The following is a 26,563-nucleotide window of genomic DNA, read 5'->3' on the forward strand; positions in this document are numbered from 1 at the left end:
AAAACAAATATGGTATCTCTTTTTGATGTAATTGTCATAGGTTCAGGTCCAGCTGGTTACGTCGCTGCAATAAGATCTGCGCAATTAGGACTTAAAACTGCTTGTGTTGAACAATGGATGAATAATGGAAGAGTTGTTTATGGCGGTACTTGCTTAAATGTTGGGTGTATACCTTCAAAAACTTTATTAGAAATATCACATAAGTTTATTGATGCTAAGGCGAATTTCGAAAAAATAGGTATAAATTTTGAAAATATTAGTATAAATGTAAAAAAAATGATCAGGCATAAAAATAAAATTGTTTATAGCTTAAATGATGGAATTGCAGCTTTGTTCAAAGCTAATGGTGTTGTAGTATTAAGAGGATCTGGTAAGATTTTAACAAAAAAAACAGTAGAAGTGTTACATAAAGGTAAGCTTTGTAATTTTAAAGCTAAGAATATTATTATTGCTTCAGGATCTATACCTCGTTGCCTAAATCAGGTCCCTTTTAACGGCGATACTATAATAGACTCTGCAGCTGCTTTAAATTTACAAGAGGTACCTAATCGTTTAGGTATAATCGGAGCAGGTATTATTGGGATAGAATTAGGCTCAGTTTGGAGTCGGCTAGGTAGCAAAGTTACTATATTTGAATCTTTAGATAAGTTATTACCAGTTATTGACTTTTCTTTATCAAAACAAATATCGCAAATTTTAAAAAAACAAGGGTTAAATATAAAATTTAATGTGCGTATTATTGGTAGTGAAATTGTAAATAACGAAGTAAAAGTTAGATTTATAGATCATTTTGGTGAGCATTGCTTAACTTTTGATAAGTTGATAGTTTGTATTGGTAGGATGCCTTTTACACAATCGTTAATAGATAAAGAGAGTGGTCTAGTTATTGCCACTAATGGCTTTATTAAAGTTGACAGACAATGCAAAACAAATTTATCAGGAATTTACGCTGTTGGAGACGTTGTTAGGGGTCCTATGTTAGCACATAAAGCGGCTCAAGAAGGCATAATGGTGGCTGAGCTTATAGCAGGGAATCAGGTACAGTTAAATTATGATACTATTCCAGGGGTAATTTATACAAGTCCAGAAGTAGCTTGGGTTGGCAAAAATGAACAGCAGCTTATTTCATATGGCATAAAAAATTACAAAATAGGTATTTTTCCTTTTGCTAATTGTGGTAGAGCTAGGACAAGTAATGAAATACAAGGTCTTGTAAAAATAATTACAGATGTTAACGATATAATTTTGGGTGTGCATATTATTGGCCACAATGCTAGTGAATTAATTGCTCAGGGTGTTATTGCTATGGAATTTAGTTCAAGTGCAGAGGATTTAGCTTTAACTTGCTTTGCTCATCCAACTCTCTCAGAAGCAATACACGAAGCAGCTTGTACTGCATCATTAGGCAATACGATTCATAATATTTAATTAATCTTAATTTCATAGAATGGAAATTAGTTGTTACATATACTTGTTGTTTATTATTAATAGAGTATATATTTCTCTTTCACAAATTTGGGTAAATTTTATTTTGTATTGTTGCCATTAGTTAATACAAAAAACTAAGAATGTACTAAGTTAAAAATTAACAGTTTATTTCTTTAAAGACTTTTTATAACAGGTTATTTATTGCTTGTACATTAAAAACTTTTGTTATTGATATATTAATTTTATTAACAGTTTGTTGTTAGAAGTAAAACGTTATTATTAATAATTTTCATAATTTGGTTGATAACTATTTAAGATATTCTATGTTGTGTTTAAAATTTGTGCTTTTTTTTTTATTTTTTTTTGATTAAGATGTTAACTGTTTTTTCTGTTTTGTTTGTTTTATGGTGTATGTTTATTTTGTGTTTTTTTTTGCTTTTGTTTTTTATGTAATATTTTTAAGTTTTGTTGTTAGTTTTTCTTCTTTGTTTTTATTGTTATGTTTTTTATTAGAGGTTTTAGGTTGCTTTAAAGATTTAAGCTGTTGTATTAAAGAGTTTTTTTTTGTGAGGTTGTTTAGAGTTTTGTTTTTTGTTATTACTTAGTAGTTGTTAGTTGTTAAAATTGGTTATTACTTATTAGTTGTATAGAGAAAGTGAAGTTGTGTATATTAGTATTGTTTGTAAATAAGGTTGTTGTAAATGTGGTATAAAGGTTGTTGTAAAAAATATTGTATTATTACTGTTGTTAATGATAGAAATATATAAAAATAGATGTTAAGTGATGGTATTTGGTATTACTAAATAGTTGTGTGTTTTGTGTTAGGCATAATTAGTAAAGGTATTGTGGTTGTGTATTATGTGAGATTGTAAAAGGTTGGTGGTTGTAAAACAGTTCGTGGTTAAATGAAAAAGTGTTGTATTATAAAAAGAAAAAAATAGTAACTTATTTGTATTTTTTATGAATGGAATTGGGTGAAAGGTGTATAATGTGTGTATTTGTATTACATGAAAAATGAAATTGTATTGTATTTAGTATTATTATTATTGTGTTAGGTGATGTGGTAATGTGTTGTAGTTGTGTATTTGATGATTTGTGTAAATGTGTTGTAGTAGTATATGGTGTAAGAGTTTTAAAAAGGTTGCTGGTTTGTGTAGTTGTTTTAAAAGAAAGTAAAAGATTGCTGGTTTGTGTAGTTGTTTTTAAAAAACAAGTAAGAAGTTGTAAAAAAAAAGAAGGAAAAGGAAAAAATTGGCAATTGGCAGTTGGGGTTGGGGTTGGGGTTTTGTAGTTTGTAGTCGTATGTTGTAGGTGTGATATGTATAAGATGTTAGAAGTTGTTGTTAGCTGGTAGGAGTTGTGCTAAATGTACTTTGTTATTATTTATTAGCAGTTAGCAGTTAGCAGTTTTGTGAGGTTGTTTTGTGTTTTGAAGTTTGTTAATTTGTGTAAGGTGGAAGAAAAAAGTTATAATTGTTAGTAAATAAATGTGTTATAAAATATTAAAAGAATTTATATAAGTGGTGATAAGTAAAAGGTAGGTTGTATAAAAGGGAAAAAAAAGTTGTAGTAAAAGTTGTAGTTAGTTTATTAATGGAAAAGATTTATAAAATAAACAGAAGGGATTTAGTTAATTGAAAAATGTAGAGGGTTAAAGTAAGATAATAGATTGGTGTTGTTGAAATAAGTAGTAAAATTAGTAATAGTAGTAAGATGTAAAAGAAGGGTTGTTAAGTTGGTAGTAATAGTAGGTAAATGTAAAAGAAGGGTTGTTAATAAGGACAAAAATATGAATTATGAAATAAATATATTATTAAATGTAAATAATGACAATTTAACATCAGAAAATATAAAAAAGTTAATTAAAATTATTATTGAAAATAATGGAAGAATAACCAAGTTGGAAGACTTAGGGAATTTAAATTTATATTATTTAATAAAAAAGCAAAAACAAGCTAATATTATATTAATAAACATAGATTGTGAAAAATATGTTATAAAAAAATTAGAAAAAAGACTTAAATATAATGAAGTGATAATTAGATATATTATTATAAAAAATCTAAGGCAAAAATAAAAGTTAATAAGTAGGAAAAAATATGTTATTTCGTAAAAAAAAATATTGTAGATTTACGGCTGAAAAAGTTAAAGAAATAGATTATAAAAAAAATGATATATTAAAATTATATATTGCTGAAAATGGAAAAATAATTCCAAGTAGAATAACAGGTACTAAAGTAAGATACCAGAGAAAATTAACTAAAGCAATAAAAAAAGCAAGATACTTTGGATTATTACCTTATACTGATAAAAATTATAACAAAAATGGGGGTTGTTGATAGATATGAATGTTATATTAATTTCGAAAAATAGTAACAGTGGAAAAAAAGGTACGATAGTAAGTGTAAATAAAGGTTATGCTAGAAACTTTTTAATAAGAAAAGGTTTTGCAATTATAGCAAAGAAAAAAAATATAGAATATTTAAAACAAATGCGTAAGCACTATTTAAAGGAATATAAGCTATATATATACAAAATAAAAACAAAATTAAAAAATGTAAAGATAGAGATATTTTGTAAGTCAGGACAAACAGGAAAACTAGTTGGTTCGATAGGAAGGCGTTATTTATCAAAAGTTTTTTATGAAAAGTATGAAATTAAAATAAATAAAAAGCACATAACCATAAAAAAAAATATAATAAAAAAGTTTGGAGAGTATAAAATAAGTTTATATGAACAAATAAATATAAAAATAAATATACAGAAATATAAATGAAAAAAATCATTAATGATAAAAAACAAACCAAAACACCTCCTCATTCAGTAGAAGCAGAAAAAGCACTACTAGGTGGTGTAATGCTTGATAATGCCGCGTGGAAAAAAATATCTGAAATTATTAAAAATGAAGATTTCTATAGTATAGAACATAAATATATATTTGATGCCATTACACATATAGCAGAAAAAAATAATAAAGTAGATATGGTAACGGTTGCGGAATCGTTAGAAACAAACAATAAATTACAAAAAATTGGTGGAATAAGTTATTTAACAGAATTATCTAGAAATACTCATTCAATACATAATATTGTTGCTTATGCAGATATAGTTAGAGAATGTTCAAATTTGCGAAATTTAATAAGAATCTCAAAAAAAATAGCAGAAGAAGCTTTTAATAGAAATGGTAAAAAGGTGCAAGACATAATACACAAAGCTGAAAAATTAATATTGACAATGGCAGAATCGAGATATAGAGTTAAAAAAACAAATTTATTAAATTTAAATGAATTATTAAATAAAACAATAAATAGTATAAATAAAATGTATAGTACAAAAAGTTCTATGACTGGTTTACTAACAGGATTTAATGAATTAGATAATATGACTTCTGGCTTTCAAAAAGCAGATTTAATAATAATAGCAGGTAGACCGTCTATGGGTAAGACGAGTTTTGCAATGAATATCGTAGAATATATTATAAAAACCAATAAATCTGATCCAGTAATAATCTTTTCTATGGAAATGCCTGCAGAGCAATTAATATTGCGATTGTTATCTTCAGTAGGACGTATAGATCAAACGAATATAAGAAAAGGTAATATAGGAGAAGAGGATTGGTTGAAATTAACGGAATCATTAAAGAAAATAAAGAATTGTAAATTATATATAGATGATACCCCAATGATTACCCCAATAGATATAAGAAAAACAATAAAAAAATGTATAAGAGATACGGGAAAAATAAGTTTAATAATGATAGATTATTTACAATTAATGCATGTATCTTCTTCTTTTATATCATATAATCGTACGGCTGAAATTTCCGAAATATCTAGATCTTTAAAAAGTATAGCTAAAGAATTTAATTGTCCTATATTAGCTGTATCACAATTAAATAGATCATTAGAACAAAGAAACAATAAACGGCCAATAATTTCAGATTTAAGAGAATCAGGTGCAATAGAACAAGATGCAGATTTAATTTTATTTATTTATAGAGATGAAGTATATAATAGTGATTGTTTAGATAATAAAGGTATTGCGGAGTTAATAATAGGAAAACAAAGAAATGGGCCAATAGGTGTTATTAACATTAGATTTACAGGAAAATATACTAAATTTGAAAATTAAAAAAACAAAAGAAGTAGGTTGAAAAAAGAATTTATAAGAAACAGGTATAATAAACATTTTCATTTACACTTAAATAATTAATATAAAAATTTTGATTAGATTGTAGAATTAGGATCATGTTCCGTTTATGAGTATGTTTTATTTACGAACGAATCTTTTAACTACATACAACATAAACTGGTTATTTTATATATAACTAATACAGAACAGAAAGCAGTTATAAAAAAGTAACAAACATACTAGTTATTCAATAGAAATTGATAATGAGATAAAAAAAAGTTATTAAAATTTAAAGTGATTGAAGTAACTTTAAAAGTATTTGAGTTATAGCAAGGTTTAATTATAAAATATATGTAAAATTCACTAATAAATAAAATATATGGATAAAATTACGGTTTCAAAACGAAGTAGCACAGAAAGAGAGTTGTAGCTTTTATTGATAAAAGTTTGTGTAGTATTTCAATTAGTGATTGTACAAAAGTTTTGTAAAGTGTTTACAGTATTTACTTAAAGTTAATGCATTAAAAGTTTGTAAAAGAAGTTAAAATAAAGTTAAGTTAATACCTTATAATAAATAAGATTAAACGATAATAAACAGTATATAAATTGTAAGAAAATATTCTTCAAAGAAACGGCAAACATTACAAAAGAAATTAAAGTGATAAAAAAATAGGTCAAACAAAAAACAACCAAGCAAAAATATTAACAATAAACTAATTTGTAAAACTAACAAAGACAATAATTGAATTAAAATAAAGGATATTTAAGTTCTTCTAAACACCAAGTAGGGCGTATAAGAAGTTTGTTAGTTATTTTTTCTCCTGAAGTGAGCCTCAAAGCTCCGACATAAGCAATCATTGCAGCATTATCTGTACAAAGAACTTGGTCAGGAAAAGTAATTTGAAAATTATTAAGTTTATTTTTAAAAAACAAATTAAAATGTTTACGTAAAGTCTTATTTGCACTTACACCGCCTGAAATTAGAAGACAAGATCTACCATAATAAATTAAGGCTTTATAACATTTGTAGCTTAGCATATTAAGAACATATTCTTCAAAGGATTTTGCTAAATTAGCCTTATATTGATATTTATTAGTGTATTTGAATTGTTTTAAATAATTTAAAATATATGTTTTAAGTCCAGAAAAACTGAAAGTTATATTATTTCTTAATATTTTAGGAAAGTTTTGTTTTTTTATTTTACCAAAACAGGCTAAATGGGATAACCTTACCCCTCCGGGATAATACAGTTTAAGGACTTTTGCTATTTTATCAAAAGTTTCTCCAAGAGAAACATCTTTGGATTCTCCTAGTATTTTGTAATGGCCTATATTTTGAACATCAATTAGTTGAGTATTACCTCCAGAAATTAATAAACAAATAAAAGGAAAATCAGGTTTTTTTTTATTGATCATAGCTGAAAATATATGCCCTTCTAAATGATTAATTCCTAAAATAGGCAGTTTAAGTGTATAAGAAATGCTATAAGCAATATAGGCTCCAATAAGCAAAGATTGGTATAATCCAGGTCCCGCAGTATAGGCTATTGCGTTGATATTAGTTGTATGAATTTGAAATTTAAAGAATAAAGATTTAATAATAGGAATTATTTTATTTAAATGATAAAATGAAGAAAATTTTGGTATGACGCCTCCAAAAATAGTATGTATAGTTTGAGTATATTTTTTTGTTGTAATTAAACCAGACTTAGTATCATATATGGCAATGCATGTGTCATCACAAGATGTTTCAATTCCTAAAATAATCATGTTACTATTATATTATATAAAACTTTTAAAAGGAAAAAAAATGCCTTATATTAAAATAAGAGAGAATGAATCATTTGAGGTTGCTTTAAGACGTTTTAAAAGATCTTGTGAAAAAGGAGGGTTATTGGCAGAAGTACGTCGCAGAGAATTTTATGAAAAACCTACAACTGTTCGTAAACGAAAAGCAGCTGCTGCTATAAAGCGTTATATTAAAAAGATTAAGCGTGAACATACCCGGTTTGAACGTAAATATTAATTTCGTTAAATTCAACAAACATGGTATAATAAACACAGCTTATAACAGCAAATACTTTAAAAGCAACCTCAAAATTCTAATTAAAACAACAAAACAACATCTAATAAATAAACCTCAAACATAACTTAAATCTTAAAAGCAACCTCTAAAAGCTAAACTCTAAACTCTAAAATCTTAAATCTTAAATCTTAAATCTTAAAACTTAAAAGCAACCTAAAACATCTACTAACAAATAAACCTCAAACATAACTTAAATCTTAAAAGCAAAAAATAACCAACTAATAAAAAATAAAATGCAAGAAAAAAAAACATAACAGCTAACATTAAAAGAAGATAACAGTAAACAAAGAACAAAGGTATAAACAAAAAAAACGGAATATGCAGAACATCAACTAAATATATTAATGTATGTAAATTATACACATAGAGTGCAATATAAAAATAGTTCAGGAGTAGAAAGTGGAAAGTAGTTGATTAAAGCAATATAAGTAATATTATAAAATTAGTGTGACAGAGAGAGTAAAAATAAAGATTATGTTGAGAAAAATATGTTTGAAATATTAGAGTTAAATATAAAAGAGTTAATTAATAAAGGTAAAGAACAAGGATTTTTGATAAATTCAGAAATTTGTGAGTTGTTTGATAATGAAAAAGTAGATGAGATCATATGTATCGTTAAAGACAAAGGAATAAATATCATTGACAAAATATCAGAAGTAGAAAATATTTATAAGAATGTTGAAGACAAAAATATTTGTAAAAAAGAAAATGATATTCGTCATTTTGATCCCGTGCGAATATATATGAGAGAAATGGGAAAAATAGATTTATTAGATAGAAAAGGTGAAATCGAAATAGCAAAAAAAATAGAAGAAGGTACAAAAGAAATTATGGCAGCGCTAGTATATTTACCGGGAGCAGTTGATTATGTATTAGAAATTTATGATTTAATAATAAAAGATACAGAAGTAAATTTTTATGATTTGTTTACTGGTTTTATGTATTTTAAAAAAGTTAAAAAAGAAGAGAAATTAAAAGCAAAAAATAATGTATTAATTAGTGAAACGTATAATGAAGGACCAGATCATATATTGACAAAAAATTTGTTTGAAAAAATTCGTAAACAAAATAAACAAGTAAAAATAAACGTGTTAACATATGGTTATAAGTCAAAAGAAGCAAAAATGGAATTAAAACTTTTATCAAAGTACTTTTCAAAAATAAAATTCTTGCCAAAACATTTTGAAGGGTTGTTAAGTAAGGTACGTTTAAGTATAAAAAATATAAGATTTCATGAAAATTTGATATTAAAATACATGGTAAAGATGGTAAAGTTATCAAGAAAGGAAATTATAAATAGTTTTATAGGTAATGAAGCAAATTTAAAGTGGTTAGATAAATTTATATTAAATACAGAGAAAACAATTAGTAGAAAAAACTATAGAAGTAATATTCTAAAATCACAAAAAAAAATATTATTAGAACAACAACAAATAAATTTATCGGTTGTTGAATTAAAAGAAATAAATCGAAAGTTGTTAATAGGAGAATATAAGGCTCATAAAGCAAAACAAGAATTGATTGAAGCTAATTTGAGATTAGTAATTTCAATTGCAAAAAAATATACAAATCGTGGATTACAATTTTTAGATTTAATTCAAGAAGGTAATATAGGTTTAATGAAAGCAGTTGATAAATTTGAATATCGCAGAGGATATAAATTTTCTACATATGCTACATGGTGGATACGGCAAGCAATAACGAGATCAATAGCTGATCAGGCAAGAACAATAAGAATACCAGTACATATGATAGAAACAATAAATAGATTAAAAAGATTATCAAGAAAAATGTTGCAAGAAAGAGGCATAGAACCTACTCCGGAAGAATTAAGCAATCGACTTGAAATTTCAGAAAATAAAATAAGAAAAATTTTGAAAATTGCAAAAGAACCTGTTTCTATTGAAACACCAATAGGGGAAGATGAAGATTATTATTTAAGTGATGTGATAGAAGATAATATTACAGCATCACCTATAGACGCAGCAACAGATGAAGGATTAGTGGAAGCAACAAGAAATGTATTAAGTGAGTTAACAGCTAGGGAAGCAAAAGTTTTAAGAATGAGATTTGGAATAGATATGTCTACAGATCATACATTAGAAGAGGTAGGTAAGCAATTTGATGTAACGCGTGAAAGAATTCGTCAAATAGAAGCAAAAGCATTGCGGAAATTAAGGCATCCATCACGGTCAGAAGCTTTAAGATCATTTTTGGAAGAGTAGTGAGAATGAAATTAATTGTGGAAATATAAATGAATAAAAGAATATATTTAAGTTTATTACTTATTTTGATCTTAAATAAGGAAGGATATATACATGTATTAACTCCAGGTGGAAAAGTATGTTTAGAACAGAAGTATTTGATCTTTATAGCAACTTTGTTAATGTTGATTATTGTACTCCCTGTTATATTGATGACAATAAAATTTAATTATAAATATAGAGAAACAAACAAAAAAATAGAATATAAACCAGAGTGGGATTATTCAAAAAAAGTTGAGTTGATAGTTTGGGGTGTTCCCGTTATGATTATTTTAATTTTAGGGCTTATTACTTTGAAAAGTACTCATGAATTAGACCCTCAAAAAACACTTATCAACAACAAAAATAATGTAATAACAGTAGAAGTAATATCTTTAGATTGGAAGTGGTTATTTATTTATAAAAAAATAGGAATAGCAACTATAAATCAATTAGTTTTACCAATAAATGTTCCTATAGATTTAAAAATAACTTCAGAAACAGTGATGAATTCGTTTTTTATACCTCAAATATGTAGTCAAATGTATGCTATGTCAGGAATGAAAACTATAAATTATTTATTGTCAAACAAAAAAGGTACTTATATAGGATTGTCTACTAATTTTAGTGGAAAAGGATTTTCAGGTATGAAGTTTAAAGTATTAGTAGTATCATTAAAAAAATTTGAAAGTTGGATAAAAAAAATAAAAGAATATAAAAGAAATATAAACTATAAAATATTAGTTAAAGAAACAATAAATAATAAAATCGAATATTATTCGTCTTTAGAAAAAAAATATTTAAAATTATTAAGTAATAAAGGAGTATAAAGATGTTAGGTAGATTAAAATTTGAGTCTATACCTTATAAAGAACCTATAATTTTATTTACAGGAATATTCGTCTTTTTAGTTATTATTTTAATTTTAAGTATCATAACGTATTTAAAAAAATGGATATATATTTGGAACTACTGGATAAGAACATTGGATCATAAAAAAATAGGTATAATGTATATTATATTTGCATTAATTATGTTAATACGTGGTTTTACAGATGCAGTTATGATGAGATTACAACAAGTTATAGCTTATAAAAACAATATAGGTTATTTACCTTCATATCATTATGATCAAATATTTACAGTACATGGCGTAATAATGATCTTTTTTATGGCGATGCCTTTTATGTTTGGTTTAATGAATATAATAGTTCCTTTGCAAATTGGTGCAAGAGATGTTGCGTTTCCGTTTTTAAATTCATTAAGTTTATGGTTAACAGTTTTTTCAGGCGTGTTAATAAATATTTCTTTATTTATAGGTGAATTTGCTTCAACAGGTTGGTTAGCGTACCCACCTTTATCAGGTATTGAATTTAGTAAAGGAGTAGGGGTGGATTATTGGATATGGAGTTTACAAATATCAGGTATAGGAACGTTAATCGCAGGCATAAATTTTGTAGTGACTATTTTAAAAATGCGTGCGCCAGGAATGGAATTTATGAGATTACCTATTTTCACATGGACAATACTATGTAGTAACCTTTTAATAATTATGTCGTTTCCTATTTTAACAGCTACGATTTCTTTATTAACTTTAGATAGATATTTAAATATGCAATTTTTTACTAATCATTTTGGTGGAAACCCAATGATGTATGTAAATCTTATTTGGGCATGGGGACATCCCGAAGTCTATATTTTAATTTTACCTGCGTTTGGAATCTATTCAGAAATAGTCTCTACATTTTGTAAAAAAAAGTTGTTTGGTTATAATTTGTTAGTGTATGCAACTATTGTAATAACAGGATTATCATTTATAGTATGGTTGCATCATTTTTTTACTATGGGTGCAGGTGCAGATGTAAATGCATTTTTTGGTATTTCCACAATGATTATTTCAATACCAACAGGCGTTAAAATCTTTAATTGGTTATTCACCATGTATAAAGGCAAAATTGAATTTGGTATTCCAATGTTATGGACAGTAGGCTTTTTAATAGCGTTTAGTATTGGAGGTATGGCAGGAGTTTTATTAGCTATTCCTGGTGTTGATTTTTTATTACATAACAGTTTGTTTTTAGTAGCTCATTTTCATAATGTAATAATCGGAGGTGTATTATTTGGATATTTAGCAGGTTTAAATTATTGGTTCCCTAAAATATTTGGGTTTAAATTAAATGAAAAAATAGGGAAATATACAGTTGTTTGTTGGTTAATAGGTTTGTTTGTAGCATTCGTTCCTTTATATATTTTGGGAGTATTAGGAATGACAAGAAGAGTCAGTTATTATAATAATAAGATTTGGCATAGATTCTTATTAATCGCAATGTTTGGAACAATAATAATTTTATTTGGCGTAATTGGTCAAGTATTACAAGTCATTAGAAGTATAATAGAAAAAGATAATAATAAAGATTACTCAGGTGATATGTGGAATGGAAGAACATTGGAATGGAGTATATCTTCTCCTCCTAACAGTTATAATTTTGCAAATATACCCTACATAATAGATAGGGATCAGGTTTTGTTGTTAAAAAAAAGACAATATGTTAAAAAAAATAAATATAAAAAAATAAAAATGCCTAAAGATACTTGTAAAGCGTTTTTTATATCTTTATTTAGTTTAATTTTTAGTTTTTCAATGGTTTGGTACATATGGTGGTTATCTATTATCGGATTTGTAGGAATGATAAGTACGTATATGTTTTATTTGTATAGTACAAAGAAAGTTTCTTATATAAAGGTAGAGGAAATAAAAAACAATGAAAAAAGATTTATGTAAACTTTAATGGTAATAAAATGTATAAAATAGATAAGGTAAGTGAAAAGAATATTTTGTTAGGTTTTTGGATATATATTTTAAGTGATTGTATATTATTTTCTGTATTATTTGCTGTGTATGTTTTGTTAAGTAAAAACACTATCCGTTATAATATGTGTCTGGTAAATATAGAAACATTAATCTTGTTATTAAGTAGTTTTATTATAGGCATAGTTTTTTTAAAATTTAAAAAGAAACAAATTGTATTTAATTTATTTATAGTTTTATTATTAGGTGTATTATTTGTAATTTTAGAAATGAAAGAACTTATAAATTTAATAAACAACGGATTTACACCGAAAACAAGTAGTTTTATTTCTGCGTATCTTACTTTAATAGGAACACATTGTATACACATTGTTGTAGGTATATATTGGGGAATATGTTTATTACTAAATATTTTATTTAAAGGGTTAACTATAAAAAATAAAACGAGTTTATTATGTTTAAGTATTTTTTGGCATTTTTTACATATTATATGGGTGTGTATTTACACGATAGTTTATTTAATAGGGGTATTATGATTTGAATTTAATAAATCATCTAAAAGATTGTATATTTGGATTTTTAATTTCATTTATATTAACAACATTAGCATATATGTTTGTAGTAAACATAAGTTTTCCAATATTAGTAATTAAACTAGTCACTTTATTATTTGCTGCAATACAAATATTTGTTCAACTTATATATTTTATAAATATAAAAGAAGTTTCTAAGTTAGACAAAAATATATATATTGGATCTTTATTATTTACATTGATAATAATTTTTATTATACTAGGTGGTTCATTATGGATTTTTTATAATATTAATGGTAAATAAAAACTATTTAGTAATAGCAAAACCAAATATAATAATAGGAAATGTTATTTCAATTTTAGGGGGAATTTTTTTATCTTATAAATGGAATATAAAAATATTAATAGGAAGTTTGTTAGGTATAATTTTAATTATAGTATTTAGTTGTATATTAAATAATTACATAGATTTAGACATTGATAGTATCATGTTAAGAACTAATACTAGAGTTTTAGTAACTAATTTTCTTTTTATAAAAACGGCTATAAATTATGCCTATATATTGTTTCTTTTAGGATTAGTTATACTGTATAAATTAACCAATATATTAGTTATCAGTTTGTCATTAATAGGAATTGTAATTTATATCTTAATGTATAGTTTATATTATAAAAGAAACTCACCTTATAGTACATTGATAGGTAGTTTAGCTGGTTCACTTCCTCCTTTAATGGGGTATTGTTCTATTAGTAACAATATAGATTTAGCAGCAATAATAATTTTTTTAATTTATTGGTTGTGGCAAATTCCGCATTCTTATTCAATCGCTATATTAAAATTAAATGAATATATGTTAGCTTCAATACCAGTTTTTCCAATCAGTAAAGGTTTATTAACAACAAAAAAACATATTATAGTTTATATTTTTTGTTTTATAATTGCAGAATTTATGTTGTTTTTAAATGGTTATACCGGATTGTTTTATTTTAGTTTAATGTCCTTACTTAGTTTTTATTGGTTATTTGTGGCAATATTAACTTATAAAAGTAATCGAGTTGAATTTGTTACTAAACAAATTTTTTTTATATCAATACTTATTATTGTTTGTTTAAATTTAATGATATTTATTGACGTTAAAAACCCTTAATAGGAGTAGGAGAGATACCTGAGTGGACAAAGGGAGCAGACTGTAAATTTGCCGCGTAAGCTTCGAAGGTTCGAATCCTTCTCTCTCCATTTACATTAAAGTTTTTATCTCTCTTGTTTGATTTTTTAAAACCTAACTACATATCTCTTTTTGTTTTTGTTTTTATTTTTCTTTTTTAAAACTTAACGTGTTCCTTTTTTTATTCAGTTGTTTCTTTTTTTTTACAACGTTACAATATTTTAAAATTAAACCCTTACATTCAACTCTTATCTTTAACCACAACCACAACCAAAACGTGCTTTAGATATTAAAATCTTTTCTTAAACCCAAACCCTCTTTAAATCAACAATTTTTAACGCCTCTACTTTAATATTACATCCTCAAACATTATATAATAACTAACCTCTACCTTTAAATCTTATTATCTAATCTAACAAATATCTACCTTCTTTTACTTGTTATCTAATCTAACAAATATCTACCTTCTTTTACTTGTTATCTAATCTAACAAAATTCTATGAATTAACTCAACAAAACAATATCTAAATTCTAATTAATAAAACAAACAACTATTAAACAAAACTCTAAATTCTAAAACAACAAACCTCTAACTAACATCAAAGCATCAAATTAATAAACATCTAACAGACTATTAAACAAAACTCTTACCTCTAACAGACTAAAAAAATATAACATAAAACATCTAAAAGCTTTAAAACACCTCAAACCTACAAACGCTAACTTCTTAAAAACAACATTAAAAAACAAACATCAAAAAAAATAAAACTTAAAACAAACATCAAAAAAATAAAACTCAAAAACAAATAACATATAAAAGACTAAAAAAAAACAAAACATTATACAGTATACATCATAAGAGATTAACAGCCTAACATCTTATCATCCTAATATCATAAATTCATAAGAGCTTAACAGCTTAACAGCTTAACCTTCAAAATTTCAAAGCTTTTAAATTTGAAAAACTCATAAGAGCTTAAGATTTTACAACACTACAATTCTTTACTTTTTTACAACAATTACTATTACTCACTTAACTTCTTACAAATTATTTAATATATATACAATCAACACATATTTCATTACAACTAAGCCTATAACAAACAACATATTTACTTTTCCCATAAACAATATTTTTTCTTACAACAAAACTTCTTGCAAAACCTAGCTTTTAACAACGTACATAAATTATAACTTCATACATCAATACAACTATTCTTCTTTTTTTTTTATTTTCTTAATTCAATACAATTCTACTTTTGTTTGTCAATACAACTCTACTTTTGTTTGTCAATACAACTACCACGTATATACATATAAATTATGTTAAAAGAATAATACAACAAAAAGACAAAAAAGATTGTAAAAAAACAAACAGAAAAGGTAGAAAAATGTATATCAGAAAAAAAAACATACAAAGACAGAAAAAATATATTATTAAAAGAAAAATAAGAAAAACAAGAAAAAATCGGAGACAAAAAAAATGACAGGTAAAAATATCATAATAAATGCATTTGGCAAAAATAAAATTGATACAGGGAATTCTGAAGTGCAAATTGCAATAATAACTAACAATATATATAAATTACAAATTCATTTAAAAAAAAATAAATATGATTATCATTCACAACTAGGAATGACTCGTATGGTCAATAAACGTAGAAAACTTTTAACTTATTTAAAAAAAACACAAGTTTCTCGTTATAAACATTTAGTAAAAACACTTAAATTGCGTCATAAATAAAATACATAAAAAAGGATAAAAATATTGAGTTCATTTGTAAAAAAACAGTTTAAGTATGGTGGAAAAACTATTTGTTTAGAAACTGGTAAAATAGCTAAAAACACTAAAGGTAGTGTAGTTATAACAATTGACAAAACAATAGTGTTGTGTACAGTAGTTGTAAACAAAGTTTTAAAAAACAAACAGTGTCTTCCTTTGTCTGTATTTTATCAAGAAAAATATTATGCTGCAGGTAAAATTCCAGGTGGCTTTTTTAAAAGAGAAGGCCGCGCTACAGAAAAAGAAATATTAACATCAAGACTAATTGATAGACCTATAAGACCAAATATAAACAACTTTTATAATAATGAAATACAAATAATTTGTACCGTGCTTTCTGCTAAAAAAAATACAGATATTACCGCTATGATTGGTACATATGCAGCTCTAGGTATTACTGATATACCTTTAAAACAAAGTATGGGTGTTGCTAGAGTAGGTTTTAATAAAGAGGTTGGTTTTTGGCTTGATATAACTAAAGAAAAATGTTCAGAACTAGATATAGTCGTAGCCGGCACAAAAAAATCCGTATTGATGGTAGAAACGGAAGCAAAACAAAAAACAGAGGCAATAATTATAGGTGCTATTAGTTTTGCACATCGAGAATTGCAAGTCGTTATAAAAAATATAAAGGAATTTAGTAAAGATTATAAAACTAAAAACATTAATAACAAATTAAAATCAAATAAACTAAAAGTTCATATATCTTCTTTTAAAGATTACTTATTTAAAAAATTTAATCATAGTATTAATGATACTTTTTATATAGTTGATAAAATCAAAAGAAAAGAGGCATTGATAATTATAACTAACCAAGTGTTTGAAACATTTATAAATCACTTTTTAACACTTTTTTATATTTATGAAAATTTGAACTTAATAATTAAAAAAATCTTTATAAACTTTTTGTTTTCCATAAAAAAAAGAATTGATGGTCGTGATTTTAAAACCATTCGTTCATTATCCATTGAATTATGTTGTTTACCTTGTACTCATGGCTCTGCTTTGTTTTGCAGGGGTGATACTCAAGCCATAGTTGCTCTAACTCTGGGAAGTTTACGTGATGCTCAATTTATTGAAGGATTAGAAGAAGACCGTTATGATAATATAATGTTTCATTATAATTTTACCCCTTATAGTGTCTGTGAAATAGGTTTTATAGGTATGCCAAAACGGCGTGAAATTGGCCATGGTAATCTTGCAAAAAGAGCAATACTTGGTGTTGTATCTAAAGACGAGTTTCCATACTCAATAAGAATTGTTTCAGAAATTACTGAATCAAATGGCTCTAGTTCTATGGCGTCTGTATGTGGTGCTTCATTAGCATTGATGCATGCAGGAGTACCATTAAGAACAACAGTAGCAGGTGTTTCTATGGGTTTGATAACAAAAAAAGAACACTTTTTCGTACTTACAGATATTGTAGATGAGGAAGATAAATTTGGTGATATGGATCTAAAAATTGCTGCTACATTTAAAGGTATAACAGCCTTACAAATGGATATAAAGCAACAAGGCAGTAAAACGGATCAGAAAGAGATTTTACAAAGGACTTTGAATCAAGCTTTAGAGGCTATAAAACAGATTAGTGCGAAAATGAATGTAGTAATAAGTCAAAGTAGAAAAAGTATATCTATAAACGCACCTAGTTATGTTGTATTAAAAATAGAAACAGAAAAATTACGTGATGTAATTGGTAAAGGTGGTACTACTATAAAAAAAATATGTGAGTTTACCAATTCTGCTATAGAAATTCAAGATGATGGCAATATACATATTTATGCCAAGACTAAATTAAATTTACAAAAGGCAATAGAAGCTATAAAGTTGATTACTGAAGAAACAAAACTAAACAAGTTATATAGAGGTAAAGTTATACGCATCATGGAATTTGGTGCTTTTATTAATTTATTGCCTGGTATTGATGGTTTAGTTCATGTTTCACAAATTAGTTCTTGTCATGTTACAAATATAAGAGAATTTATTAGTGAAGGAGATATTGTGACGGTAAAAGTGTTAGAAAAAGATCATAAAGGAAAACTTAAATTATCCATAAAAGAAATAGATCCTATTGAAAAATCAATATTTGAAGCTAAAATACAATCATTTATATAATACACTTCTTTGCAATTTACATCAATTAAAAGTTACTGTCTTGATTATTGTAGTTATGTTTGTTAAATAAAAAAATGTTGTATAAAGTGTAAAAGGCTCTTATAAAAGTTTGTTAAGTTAAATTAAGTCATGTTGAATTTATATAATATATTAATTATTAAAAATTAATGGATTTTTAAGTTACTAGATGGTTCATTTCTATATTTTTTTTGTTAGATAATTTTCGTTTTTATGCTGTTAGAGACTTTGTGTTAGTTGTGATTTTTATGTTGTTATTTATTAAAATCTGTTTTAAATTTTAGAGTTTTGAGTTTAGAGGTTTGTTTTAAAGCTTTTAGAGGTTAGTTTTTAAAAGATAAAAGATTAAAGATTAAAGATTTTAGAGTTTGTAGTTTGTAGTTAGAGGTTAGAGGTTAGAGGTTAGAGTTGTTAGGTTAGTGGTTCTTGGTTCTTGGTTAGTGTTTAGTGTTTAGTGGTTAGTGGTTGTGGTTGTGGTTGTGGTTGTGGTTGGTGTTGTGGTTGGTGTTAGTGTTAGTGTTAGTGTTAGAGTATTGCTGGAAAAAAAAGAAGAGATGGTGTATTAAAACTATATGTAAAAAAATAATACATTGGTAAGAAACAAAAAAGTTATATGTTGTAATAGTTAGATGCGAGAATTGTTATGTTAAATGGTGTGTAAATGGTTTGTTTAAGAGTTGAAACAAAATTGTTTTTTTTCGCTAAAGAATTAAAAGACTTGTTCTTATACGGTTGTATGTATTAATATGTAATATTATATAGTTATTTCAGGTAATGTTAATTAATGTTATGTTAAAAAATGTATAATTTAGTATTTGAGGTAAGGTATGTTATATATAGAAAGGTAATAGAAGTGTTTGAGGTTATATGTCTTATGTAAAAAAGTTTGTGCTTTTAAATTAGGTTTAATGCTGTAGGTTAAGAATATGATTAAAAGTTGTATTTATATAAAGTTGAAGAAAAGAAGTGTGTGGTGTAAAAAGAAAGGAGAGGTATAAGAAGAAAAGAAGTGTGTTGGTTATGTGTTAAGTTTGGTTGTAGGATGTGAGAAATAAAAAACAAAAGAGTTTGGTTGTAGGATGTGAGAAATAAAAAACAAAAGAGTTTGGTTGTAGGAAAAAGGTTTTGTGGAAAGCTGTGATAGGAGTGGAGAAGAAGCAAAAGTGTTAAAAGTTATTATTTGTTATAGGCAATTAATTAATTTAAAGTTGAAATTTGTTAAAGGCTAAGTCTTTTGATAGCAAACATTGTATAAAATTGCCGAGCTGGTGAAAATGGTATACACGCAGGTTTTAGATGCCTGTGTCATAAGAATGACTTGGGGGTTCAAATCCCTCGCTCGGTAAAATATTGGTATAGGAAAAATAATATTAAAAATAATAGATTGATTGAAGTGGATTGTGAAGGTTTTTTAAAAAGTATAAAGAATTGGAGTCCTTATGTGGGATACATAATAGCAAATAAAGAAGGCCGTAAACTTCATAAACCGCACTGGGAAATAATATTGTTATTACGTAAATTTTACGAAACATATAAAATAGCACCTAATATGGTAACTTTAATAAACGAACTTAAATTTATAAATTATAAAAAGGGAAATTCGATATATTTACTTAAAGTTTTTAGATCATATAAAAAAACAATGATAAAGAAAACCACTAGCACAAATAAAAAAGATTATAAAACAAAATATAAGATGACAGTAAAAGCAAAAACCACAAAAAAAACACGTTTGTTTACATACGTGCATAAAAACACAAACATTACAAAAAAGAAAGAATATATGCTTAAACTCTATATAAATGCAGAAAGTCCTGCTCGTATTGCAGCTAGAATAGCAGGATTGCCGAAACCCAATAATTGTATGTAAGTATATTAAATGAAGAATATGAACAAATCAAAGATTATTATTACTAAAAGCGCACAAAAATATTTAGCTAATCTTTTATATAATCATAATATGGCAACTGGTGTTAGAATTTTTATAAACAAACAATATGCGGAGCCTAGTATAGAATTTTGTTATAAATTAACAGATAAGGACATAAAAATAAACTTAACAAAAATAAATGTATTCTTAGAGAAAGACAGTTTGCCTTTTATAAAAAATGCTGTAATAGATTATATTATTGATAGATTGGGTGGTAAATTAACAATTCAAATACCTAAAATTGAAACAAACTGGAACTTGGAACATAAAGTTAATTTTATAATTGATAAGGAAATTAATCCTATTTTAGCTACTCATGGTGGCTTTATTAGATTAATAAAAGTTACAAAAGAAAACCTTGCTATATTTCAATTTGAGGGAGGATGTAAAGGATGTGTTTCAGTTGATTTTACTTTAAAAAAGCATGTTAAAAGAATTTTGTTAGAGCGTATACCAGAATTAACAGAAATTCTTGATTTAACAGATCATACGGACAACATTAAAGCATATTACAAAAAAATATGAGTAACATTAAAGCTGTTCAAAAAAAAATTATAAAGGAATTAAAGTTTTTTGATAACTGGATAGACCGTTATAAATATATACTTGATTTAGGTAAAAAATTGCCTTCAATGCCCGCTAAATGGAAAAAACCTAAATATCTTATTTCTGGTTGTCAATCTAATGTATGGATTCATCATAAATTTATTGATAATAAAGTTCATTTTATTGCTACTTCAGATGCATCAATAGTTTTAGGATTAATTGCTATCATATTAAGAATTTATAATTATAGAAATCCAAGAGAAATTTTATCTACACCATTAGATATTGAAATGTTTGTAGATTTAGAACAACATTTATCTATGACAAGACATAATGGATTGAAGGTTATGTTGTCACATATTTATTATATAGCATCTATCTATATAAGAACTTAGGTGATATTATTGCTTTTTTTGCTATGTTATTAGAATTGTTTAATAATTTGTTATAAAAACAACTAATACGTCCAGAATGACAAGAAGGGCCATATTGATCTACTTTAAATAAAAGAGTATCTCCATCACAGTCTAAATATATTTCTTTTAATAATTGTATATTTCCTGATTGTTCTCCTTTTAGCCAAGTTTTACATCTTGATCTAGACCAATAACAAACATAAATTCCAAGTTGTGTATCTAATAAAATAAATTTATTTATCCAAGCTAACATTAAGACTTCACCACTATCATATTGTTGAGTAATTACAGGTATTAACCCTTCTTGATTCCAATTTATAGATTCAATAACAATATCATTTAAATAGTTATCATCAACAATATAAAAGTCTATTGATTGAAATAAAATTCGTTGTTTCATACTTTTAAAAATTTTTTAATAGATTTTTTTATAAATTCAAAATTTTTTGCTTTTGTTGTTAACAGATTCTTTACTATATTTTGCTTTTGTTAAACCGTTTTCTCAAACTTTTTCACTTTTAATACTTTTATCTATTACTTATTCACTTTTAACTTGTTTAGTACAACACTTTGTTTCTCATTTTGCCATTTATACTTTCTTTTTGTTATGTTCTGTTAAACTTTTACTTAAATTGGTCTTTATAACATAATCTTTTTTTTATTTCTTGATTTGAATTTAGTTTTTTTATAAATTTTACCTTATTTTACTTTTTATTGGGTTTTATATACGTGTCTATTTGCCTGATGTTAACATATCTACATTGTTGTTTATTTTATTGTTTTACAATATACACCACTTTTCATCATACAATATAAGTTTTATTCAACTTGATAACTCATACAATATAAGTTTTATTTTATACCTATTACAAAACCTATATTACACATCATTTCATTTAACAATTTTTCAACACTTTTCTTATAACTCATACCATCATATACAACATATTCTTTTTTCCATTCCTATGAATACATCCGTTTATATAATAACCTATTTAACAAATCAACCTTTTATCCACTAATACCTACCTTATAACACATATATTATACAATACATTACTTATAACACATCTACTTTTCTTTTCACTTTTTATATAACATCTAATTTTAAATTTAACGAAGTTACCAGCATAACAACTATTTTAAAAAACATATAAAATAAATAAAAGATCAACAATTATCAAATACACAACTATTTCTTAACAAATAAACCTTTTACATAAACCATTTTTTCATATAGCATTTGCCTATTAAACACAAACCTTTTACACACAACAAAAAAATTTACTATTTAAAACTAACCCACAACCTCATAAAAACATAAACAAACTACTACTAAACCCTAAACTACAAATCAAAACCTTTACATCAAACCAACACCTCTAATTTTTATTGTTGTACTACTTTAACACTTAACAACTCTAAAATTTATTGTTGTACTACTTTAACACTTAACACCAGAACTTAAAATCATACAAATCATTTTCCTAACACACAACTTTATAAACTTCAAACTTCAAACTTCACAATTCACAATTCACAATTCACAACACACAACACACAACACACAATACAAATTCATATCAACCATTACAACACACCTTTTCATTAGTATAGCATTACTCCTAATACAAGTTCATAATTAGTATTATAACATAAGCCATCAAAATATAAGCATATCACATAATACACAACAATATAAAATCATTTGTTTTAAAAAAAACAACAACGCCCATATTACACAATATTATTTAAACAACACAAAAAAAAGAACCTAAGAGCATAAAAAGAATAATCAAAAAATGACCAAACAACACAATTTTTTACTACACATAATACAACAATGTTACAATCACAACACATTAAGCAAGCTCAAACACAAAGCAAATAATACAAAACACGATTACAACGACACATAACAGTACACAAAAACTCACAAAATGCATAACAAATAAACCATCAAGTACAGAAAGCAGAACAACTAAAACATTTAACCTAAGTGCTAAACACATTTACACAAATAACCAAATAGTTATCATTTAATATTTAAATTGGTAAATACAAAAAACAACGGTATAATGCAAATTTTTAAATTAACTACAAAACAAATAAATATTAACCCACAAACACTTTTACACAAAATTTTTATTAACGAAATACATATTTTCTAACAAAACAACAATTCATAAACCATAAACCATAAACCACTAACCACTAACCACTAACCACTAAACACTAAACACCAAACACCAAACACCAAACTAACTTCTTTAAACAATCATATAACTACTTTTCCTTTTATTTATTTAACAACAAGTATTTATCAACAAGAAGTTTTAACCAAAATCGTAACACATAATACTAAACATAATTTTAAAAACCAGTTAAGTTACACAAATAAGCTAAAAATAAAAGCTTTTAAAACATACATCTTTAAAGTAAATATGTGAATAAAGATTTAACATAACCGGATCGAACGGGACTTGAACCCGCGACCTTCGGCGTGACAGGCCGATGTTCTAACCAACTAAACTACCGATCCTATTCATACCTTGTATAATTATTATAGTTATATGTGTCTGCTCTTACGGTTACATAATAGAATAGCTTGTGTTTCTTAAAGTTAAAGATAAATGCATTTGCGTACTTATAATATTGTTGCGTGATACTTTTTTGATTGATGCATTTTTGTTGTTATGGTTTTACTTTTATATATATTTTTTTTATGTTTTATGTTTTATGTTTTATGTTGTTGTTGTTGTTGTTGATATATGTATTTTGTTTTTTATTTTTGATTTAGGTTGTTATCTTATGTGTATGTTTTATTTATGGTATATGTATTTTGATATTTGCTTTAGATATTGATTTATTTTGTTTACTTTGATATGTTGTATATTTACTGTTCTTCTTTATGTTATATTTATTTTTCTTTTTTTGTATATATTTTAAATATATGTTTTTTAAAAGTTTTTGTTATTTTTAAACCATTGATGTTCGTTAGTATTTGTTTCTCTTGTTTACTGTTACTGTATTGTGCTTTTAGTTTTTGTTTTAAACCTGCTTTTATTTGTTGCTGTATGTGCCTTTTTCGCTTTATTTTTTTTATCTTTGTATTCCTGCTTATGTATGCTGTTGCTGTTGCTGTTGCTGTTTGATGTTTGATGTGTGTTTTGTGTTTTGTGTTTTGTATTCCTTCTTGTGTGTGTTATGTATGCTGTTTGTGTTTTGTAATATGTTTGTATTTCTCATCGTTATGTACGTTGTTTTATGTTACGATTTTTGTTGAAATTTGTTTTGTTTTTCTTTTATTAATTTAGAGTAAAGTTGTATATTGATTACAAAAAAAAATGTATAACGTGAAATATAAAAAATAGTATGTTTAAGATGTGTATGGTGTAGATTGTTGTTGTTAAATTGATTATAGCAGTAGCAGTAGCAGTATTTGCAAAAAAAAAATAGCGAAAAATGTAAGTATAAGCAAAAATATGTTATATGGTTGGGTGGTGCAAGATTCGAACTTGCGACATTCAGTTTGTAATACTGAAGCTCTACCAACTGAGCTAACCACCCTAGAAGGCTAAAAAAAATAGAAAGATAAACGAAGAAGATAAATAGAATCTGGTATACGTTCTGGATCAAAAAAAGTTGGTTTAAAACAAAGATCTCTATTAATATATAAAAAGCCTTTTCCTGTATATAAAAATTGATTTAAAGTAAAAATATGTCTATGTGCACTATAAAACAGTGGATTTTTAATGGTTATTTTTCTTTCTTTAATTAAAGACGTAGGTATGTGCAAAAATTGTCCTTTATTTACAAAATGGAAAATTCCTATATTATAGAGAGTTTTACTAATTTTAATACAACTAAGTATATAAGAATAGTTATAATCAAACCAAGCACCTAAAGCTAATGCTTTTAACTTTGAAAGAAGTAAAATAGGGATATTAAAAATACATGAAATACCTTTACAAATACATTTTATTTTTTTTATATTAGTTCTATCTCCTATAGTTGTACCACAACTAATATAATTTATTTCTGATAAATCAATTTGTGTTTTATTTAAAATGCTTTTTAAAAATAAAAAAAACAAAACATTGTTTGTAGAAATATTCTTCTTATAAAAACATAGCTTGTTTATAAGAATCTTGTTTTTTAATGTATATAAAGACATAGAAAAATACGTATAAGATATATCTAATGATAAAAAATTTTTCATTTGTTTATGTTAGTGATTATTTAACAAACAATCCAATTACGAATATCAGTTAATAACTTAATTATAAATTTAATAAACTTTGCTGCATAAACGCCATTTATAAATCTATGATCATACGAGAGACAAATTGGTAACATTGTTGTTGGTTTAAATTGTTTACCAGTCCAAATAGGTTTAATGTTTGTTTTGCCAATGCCTAAAATTCCTATTTCTGGACTGTTAATGATTGGAGTAAAACCTTTACCACCTATTATTCCTAAATTAGATATTGTAAAACAGCCACCCATCATATCATCTAGTTTATTTTTACCTATTAATGTTCTTTTAGTTATTTCTTTTAATTCTAAAGCAATATCAATGATATTTTTTTTATCAACATGTTTTATTACGGGCACTAACAAACCTTTTGATGTATTTATAGCAATGCTAATGTTATTATGGCTTGATTTGTGAAAATTACGTTTATTTGTTTTTAAATCCAACAACATATTAAACTTAGAAAATTTTTGTAATGCACAAGAACATACTTTTATAAAAAAAGATAATAATGTTATTTTAATACCTAATTCATATTTTATTGTTTTTCTAAACTTTTCTACTTTTGTTATATCTAATTCATCAAAATGAGTTACATGAGGTATATTTCTCCAACTATTATGTAACTTTTTAGCACTTACACTTAATATATTCTTTACGTTTTGATCAGTGTTGTCTTCTGAACTCTCTATTCTCTTATCTTTTATATAACTTTTTAAATCTTCTTTTAAAATACAATTTTTCTTTCCACTTCCGATTATTTTGTCTGTTTCTAAATCAATACCTAATTTTCTTGCCATTAATTTTGCAGCAGGACCCGCCTGTGCAATACTTTTTTCTTTATTTAAAATAACTTTTTTGTTTATAATGTCTTCTAATTCCATTATTGACTTACCCGAATATATGTTTTCACCTTCTTTAATTAAAATTTTAGTTATTGTTCCTTCGTTTGGTGAAGGTAAATCAATAGTAGCTTTTTCTGACTCTAAAACAACTATAGTGTCATCTTTTTTTATAAATTCTCCTACTTTTACGGGTATTTCTATAACTTCAACTTTTTTATTTATATCACCTATTTCAGGTAGCTTTATTATCACTCAA

The 26,563-nt window shown here is 25.5% G+C and carries 21 protein-coding genes and 4 tRNA genes; 19 read left to right on the forward strand and 6 right to left on the reverse strand.

What is annotated here, in order from left to right:
* Positions 1–9: 9 nt before the first annotated feature.
* From lpdA to dnaB, 5 genes are all read left to right on the forward strand, one after another.
* A complete protein-coding gene (gene lpdA / locus C530_RS00595; RefSeq protein WP_014895032.1) occupies positions 10–1,428 on the forward strand; it encodes a dihydrolipoyl dehydrogenase in 1,419 nt (472 codons plus the stop codon).
* Positions 1,429–3,163: 1,735 nt separating this feature from the next.
* Positions 3,164–3,505 carry a 30S ribosomal protein S6 gene (rpsF, locus tag C530_RS00610; RefSeq protein ID WP_014975217.1) on the forward strand — a complete coding sequence of 114 codons (342 nt, stop codon included), beginning with the start codon at positions 3,164–3,166 and terminating at the stop codon, positions 3,503–3,505.
* Positions 3,506–3,527: 22 nt separating this feature from the next.
* The gene (gene rpsR, locus C530_RS00615; protein ID WP_014895035.1) at positions 3,528–3,767 is read left to right on the forward strand and encodes a 30S ribosomal protein S18; all 240 of its coding nucleotides are present in this window, start codon (positions 3,528–3,530) and stop codon (positions 3,765–3,767) included.
* Between the two features lie 5 nt (positions 3,768–3,772).
* Positions 3,773–4,204: a 50S ribosomal protein L9 gene (gene rplI, locus C530_RS00620; RefSeq protein WP_014895036.1), complete on the forward strand. Its 432-nt coding sequence runs from the start codon at positions 3,773–3,775 to the stop codon at positions 4,202–4,204.
* Entirely contained in the window at positions 4,201–5,559 is a 1,359-nt protein-coding gene (gene dnaB / locus C530_RS00625; protein ID WP_014895037.1) for a replicative DNA helicase, read from the forward strand. Before rplI ends, dnaB begins: the two co-directional genes overlap by 4 nt.
* Before the next feature lie 747 nt (positions 5,560–6,306).
* On the opposite strand, the gene tsaD is transcribed toward dnaB, so the two are convergent.
* Positions 6,307–7,329 carry a tRNA (adenosine(37)-N6)-threonylcarbamoyltransferase complex transferase subunit TsaD gene (gene tsaD / locus C530_RS00630; RefSeq protein WP_014895038.1) on the reverse strand — a complete coding sequence of 341 codons (1,023 nt, stop codon included), beginning with the start codon at positions 7,327–7,329 and terminating at the stop codon, positions 6,307–6,309.
* 40 nt (positions 7,330–7,369) lie between these two features.
* Between tsaD and rpsU the strand changes: the two genes are divergently transcribed.
* The 14 genes from rpsU (at position 7,370) to C530_RS00705 (ending at position 21,183) form a co-directional block, all read left to right on the forward strand.
* Positions 7,370–7,585: a 30S ribosomal protein S21 gene (gene rpsU, locus C530_RS00635; RefSeq protein WP_014895039.1), complete on the forward strand. Its 216-nt coding sequence runs from the start codon at positions 7,370–7,372 to the stop codon at positions 7,583–7,585.
* A gap of 548 nt (positions 7,586–8,133) precedes the next feature.
* Positions 8,134–9,870, forward strand: a complete 1,737-nt coding sequence (rpoD, locus tag C530_RS00640) for an RNA polymerase sigma factor RpoD (RefSeq protein WP_014895040.1) — start codon at positions 8,134–8,136, stop codon at positions 9,868–9,870.
* Between the two features lie 29 nt (positions 9,871–9,899).
* Positions 9,900–10,718 (forward strand): ubiquinol oxidase subunit II, encoded by an 819-nt coding sequence (cyoA, locus tag C530_RS00645; RefSeq protein WP_014895041.1) that lies wholly within the window; start codon positions 9,900–9,902, stop codon positions 10,716–10,718.
* A gap of 2 nt (positions 10,719–10,720) precedes the next feature.
* The gene (gene cyoB / locus C530_RS00650) at positions 10,721–12,670 is read left to right on the forward strand and encodes a cytochrome o ubiquinol oxidase subunit I (RefSeq protein WP_014895042.1); all 1,950 of its coding nucleotides are present in this window, start codon (positions 10,721–10,723) and stop codon (positions 12,668–12,670) included.
* Positions 12,671–12,687: 17 nt separating this feature from the next.
* The gene (locus C530_RS00655; protein ID WP_014895043.1) at positions 12,688–13,233 is read left to right on the forward strand and encodes a cytochrome c oxidase subunit 3; all 546 of its coding nucleotides are present in this window, start codon (positions 12,688–12,690) and stop codon (positions 13,231–13,233) included.
* 1 nt (position 13,234) lies between these two features.
* Complete coding sequence (locus C530_RS00660) at positions 13,235–13,534, forward strand: hypothetical protein (RefSeq protein WP_014895044.1); 300 nt, start codon at positions 13,235–13,237, stop codon at positions 13,532–13,534.
* Positions 13,524–14,378, forward strand: coding sequence for a heme o synthase (gene cyoE / locus C530_RS00665; RefSeq protein WP_014943248.1), 855 nt, complete (start codon positions 13,524–13,526; stop codon positions 14,376–14,378). The genes C530_RS00660 and cyoE overlap by 11 nt, the downstream gene beginning before the upstream one ends.
* 8 nt (positions 14,379–14,386) lie before the next feature.
* A tRNA-Tyr gene (locus C530_RS00670) sits at positions 14,387–14,467 on the forward strand.
* Between the two features lie 1,412 nt (positions 14,468–15,879).
* Complete coding sequence (gene rpsO / locus C530_RS00680; RefSeq protein ID WP_014895046.1) at positions 15,880–16,140, forward strand: 30S ribosomal protein S15; 261 nt, start codon at positions 15,880–15,882, stop codon at positions 16,138–16,140.
* A gap of 24 nt (positions 16,141–16,164) precedes the next feature.
* On the forward strand, positions 16,165–18,294 hold the full coding sequence (gene pnp, locus C530_RS00685; RefSeq protein ID WP_014895047.1) for a polyribonucleotide nucleotidyltransferase: 2,130 nt from the start codon (positions 16,165–16,167) through the stop codon (positions 18,292–18,294).
* 1,277 nt (positions 18,295–19,571) lie between these two features.
* Positions 19,572–19,657: transfer RNA gene (locus C530_RS00690), tRNA-Leu, on the forward strand.
* Positions 19,631–20,182, forward strand: a complete 552-nt coding sequence (locus C530_RS00695) for a TusE/DsrC/DsvC family sulfur relay protein (protein ID WP_236858725.1) — start codon at positions 19,631–19,633, stop codon at positions 20,180–20,182. The genes C530_RS00690 and C530_RS00695 overlap by 27 nt, the downstream gene beginning before the upstream one ends.
* A gap of 18 nt (positions 20,183–20,200) precedes the next feature.
* Positions 20,201–20,767 carry a NifU family protein gene (locus C530_RS00700; protein ID WP_014895049.1) on the forward strand — a complete coding sequence of 189 codons (567 nt, stop codon included), beginning with the start codon at positions 20,201–20,203 and terminating at the stop codon, positions 20,765–20,767.
* Complete coding sequence (locus C530_RS00705) at positions 20,764–21,183, forward strand: SufE family protein (RefSeq protein ID WP_014895050.1); 420 nt, start codon at positions 20,764–20,766, stop codon at positions 21,181–21,183. The genes C530_RS00700 and C530_RS00705 overlap by 4 nt, the downstream gene beginning before the upstream one ends.
* Here C530_RS00705 and hisI read toward each other — a convergent pair.
* The 5 genes from hisI to C530_RS00735 form a co-directional block, all read right to left on the reverse strand.
* On the reverse strand, positions 21,164–21,604 hold the full coding sequence (gene hisI / locus C530_RS00710; protein WP_014895051.1) for a phosphoribosyl-AMP cyclohydrolase: 441 nt from the start codon (positions 21,602–21,604) through the stop codon (positions 21,164–21,166). The two genes, C530_RS00705 and hisI, sit on opposite strands and share 20 nt — an antisense overlap.
* Before the next feature lie 2,068 nt (positions 21,605–23,672).
* Positions 23,673–23,746: transfer RNA gene (locus C530_RS00715), tRNA-Asp, on the reverse strand.
* 955 nt (positions 23,747–24,701) lie between these two features.
* A tRNA-Val gene (locus C530_RS00725) sits at positions 24,702–24,774 on the reverse strand.
* 7 nt (positions 24,775–24,781) lie between these two features.
* The gene (locus tag C530_RS00730; protein ID WP_014895052.1) at positions 24,782–25,426 is read right to left on the reverse strand and encodes a hypothetical protein; all 645 of its coding nucleotides are present in this window, start codon (positions 25,424–25,426) and stop codon (positions 24,782–24,784) included.
* 20 nt (positions 25,427–25,446) lie between these two features.
* Positions 25,447–26,559, reverse strand: a complete 1,113-nt coding sequence (locus C530_RS00735) for a 2-oxo acid dehydrogenase subunit E2 (protein ID WP_014895053.1) — start codon at positions 26,557–26,559, stop codon at positions 25,447–25,449.
* Positions 26,560–26,563 lie beyond the last annotated feature (4 nt).

This window comes from Candidatus Portiera aleyrodidarum BT-B-HRs, assembly GCF_000300075.1.
Taxonomy (GTDB): Bacteria; Pseudomonadota; Gammaproteobacteria; order Johnevansiales; family Johnevansiaceae; genus Portiera; species Portiera aleyrodidarum.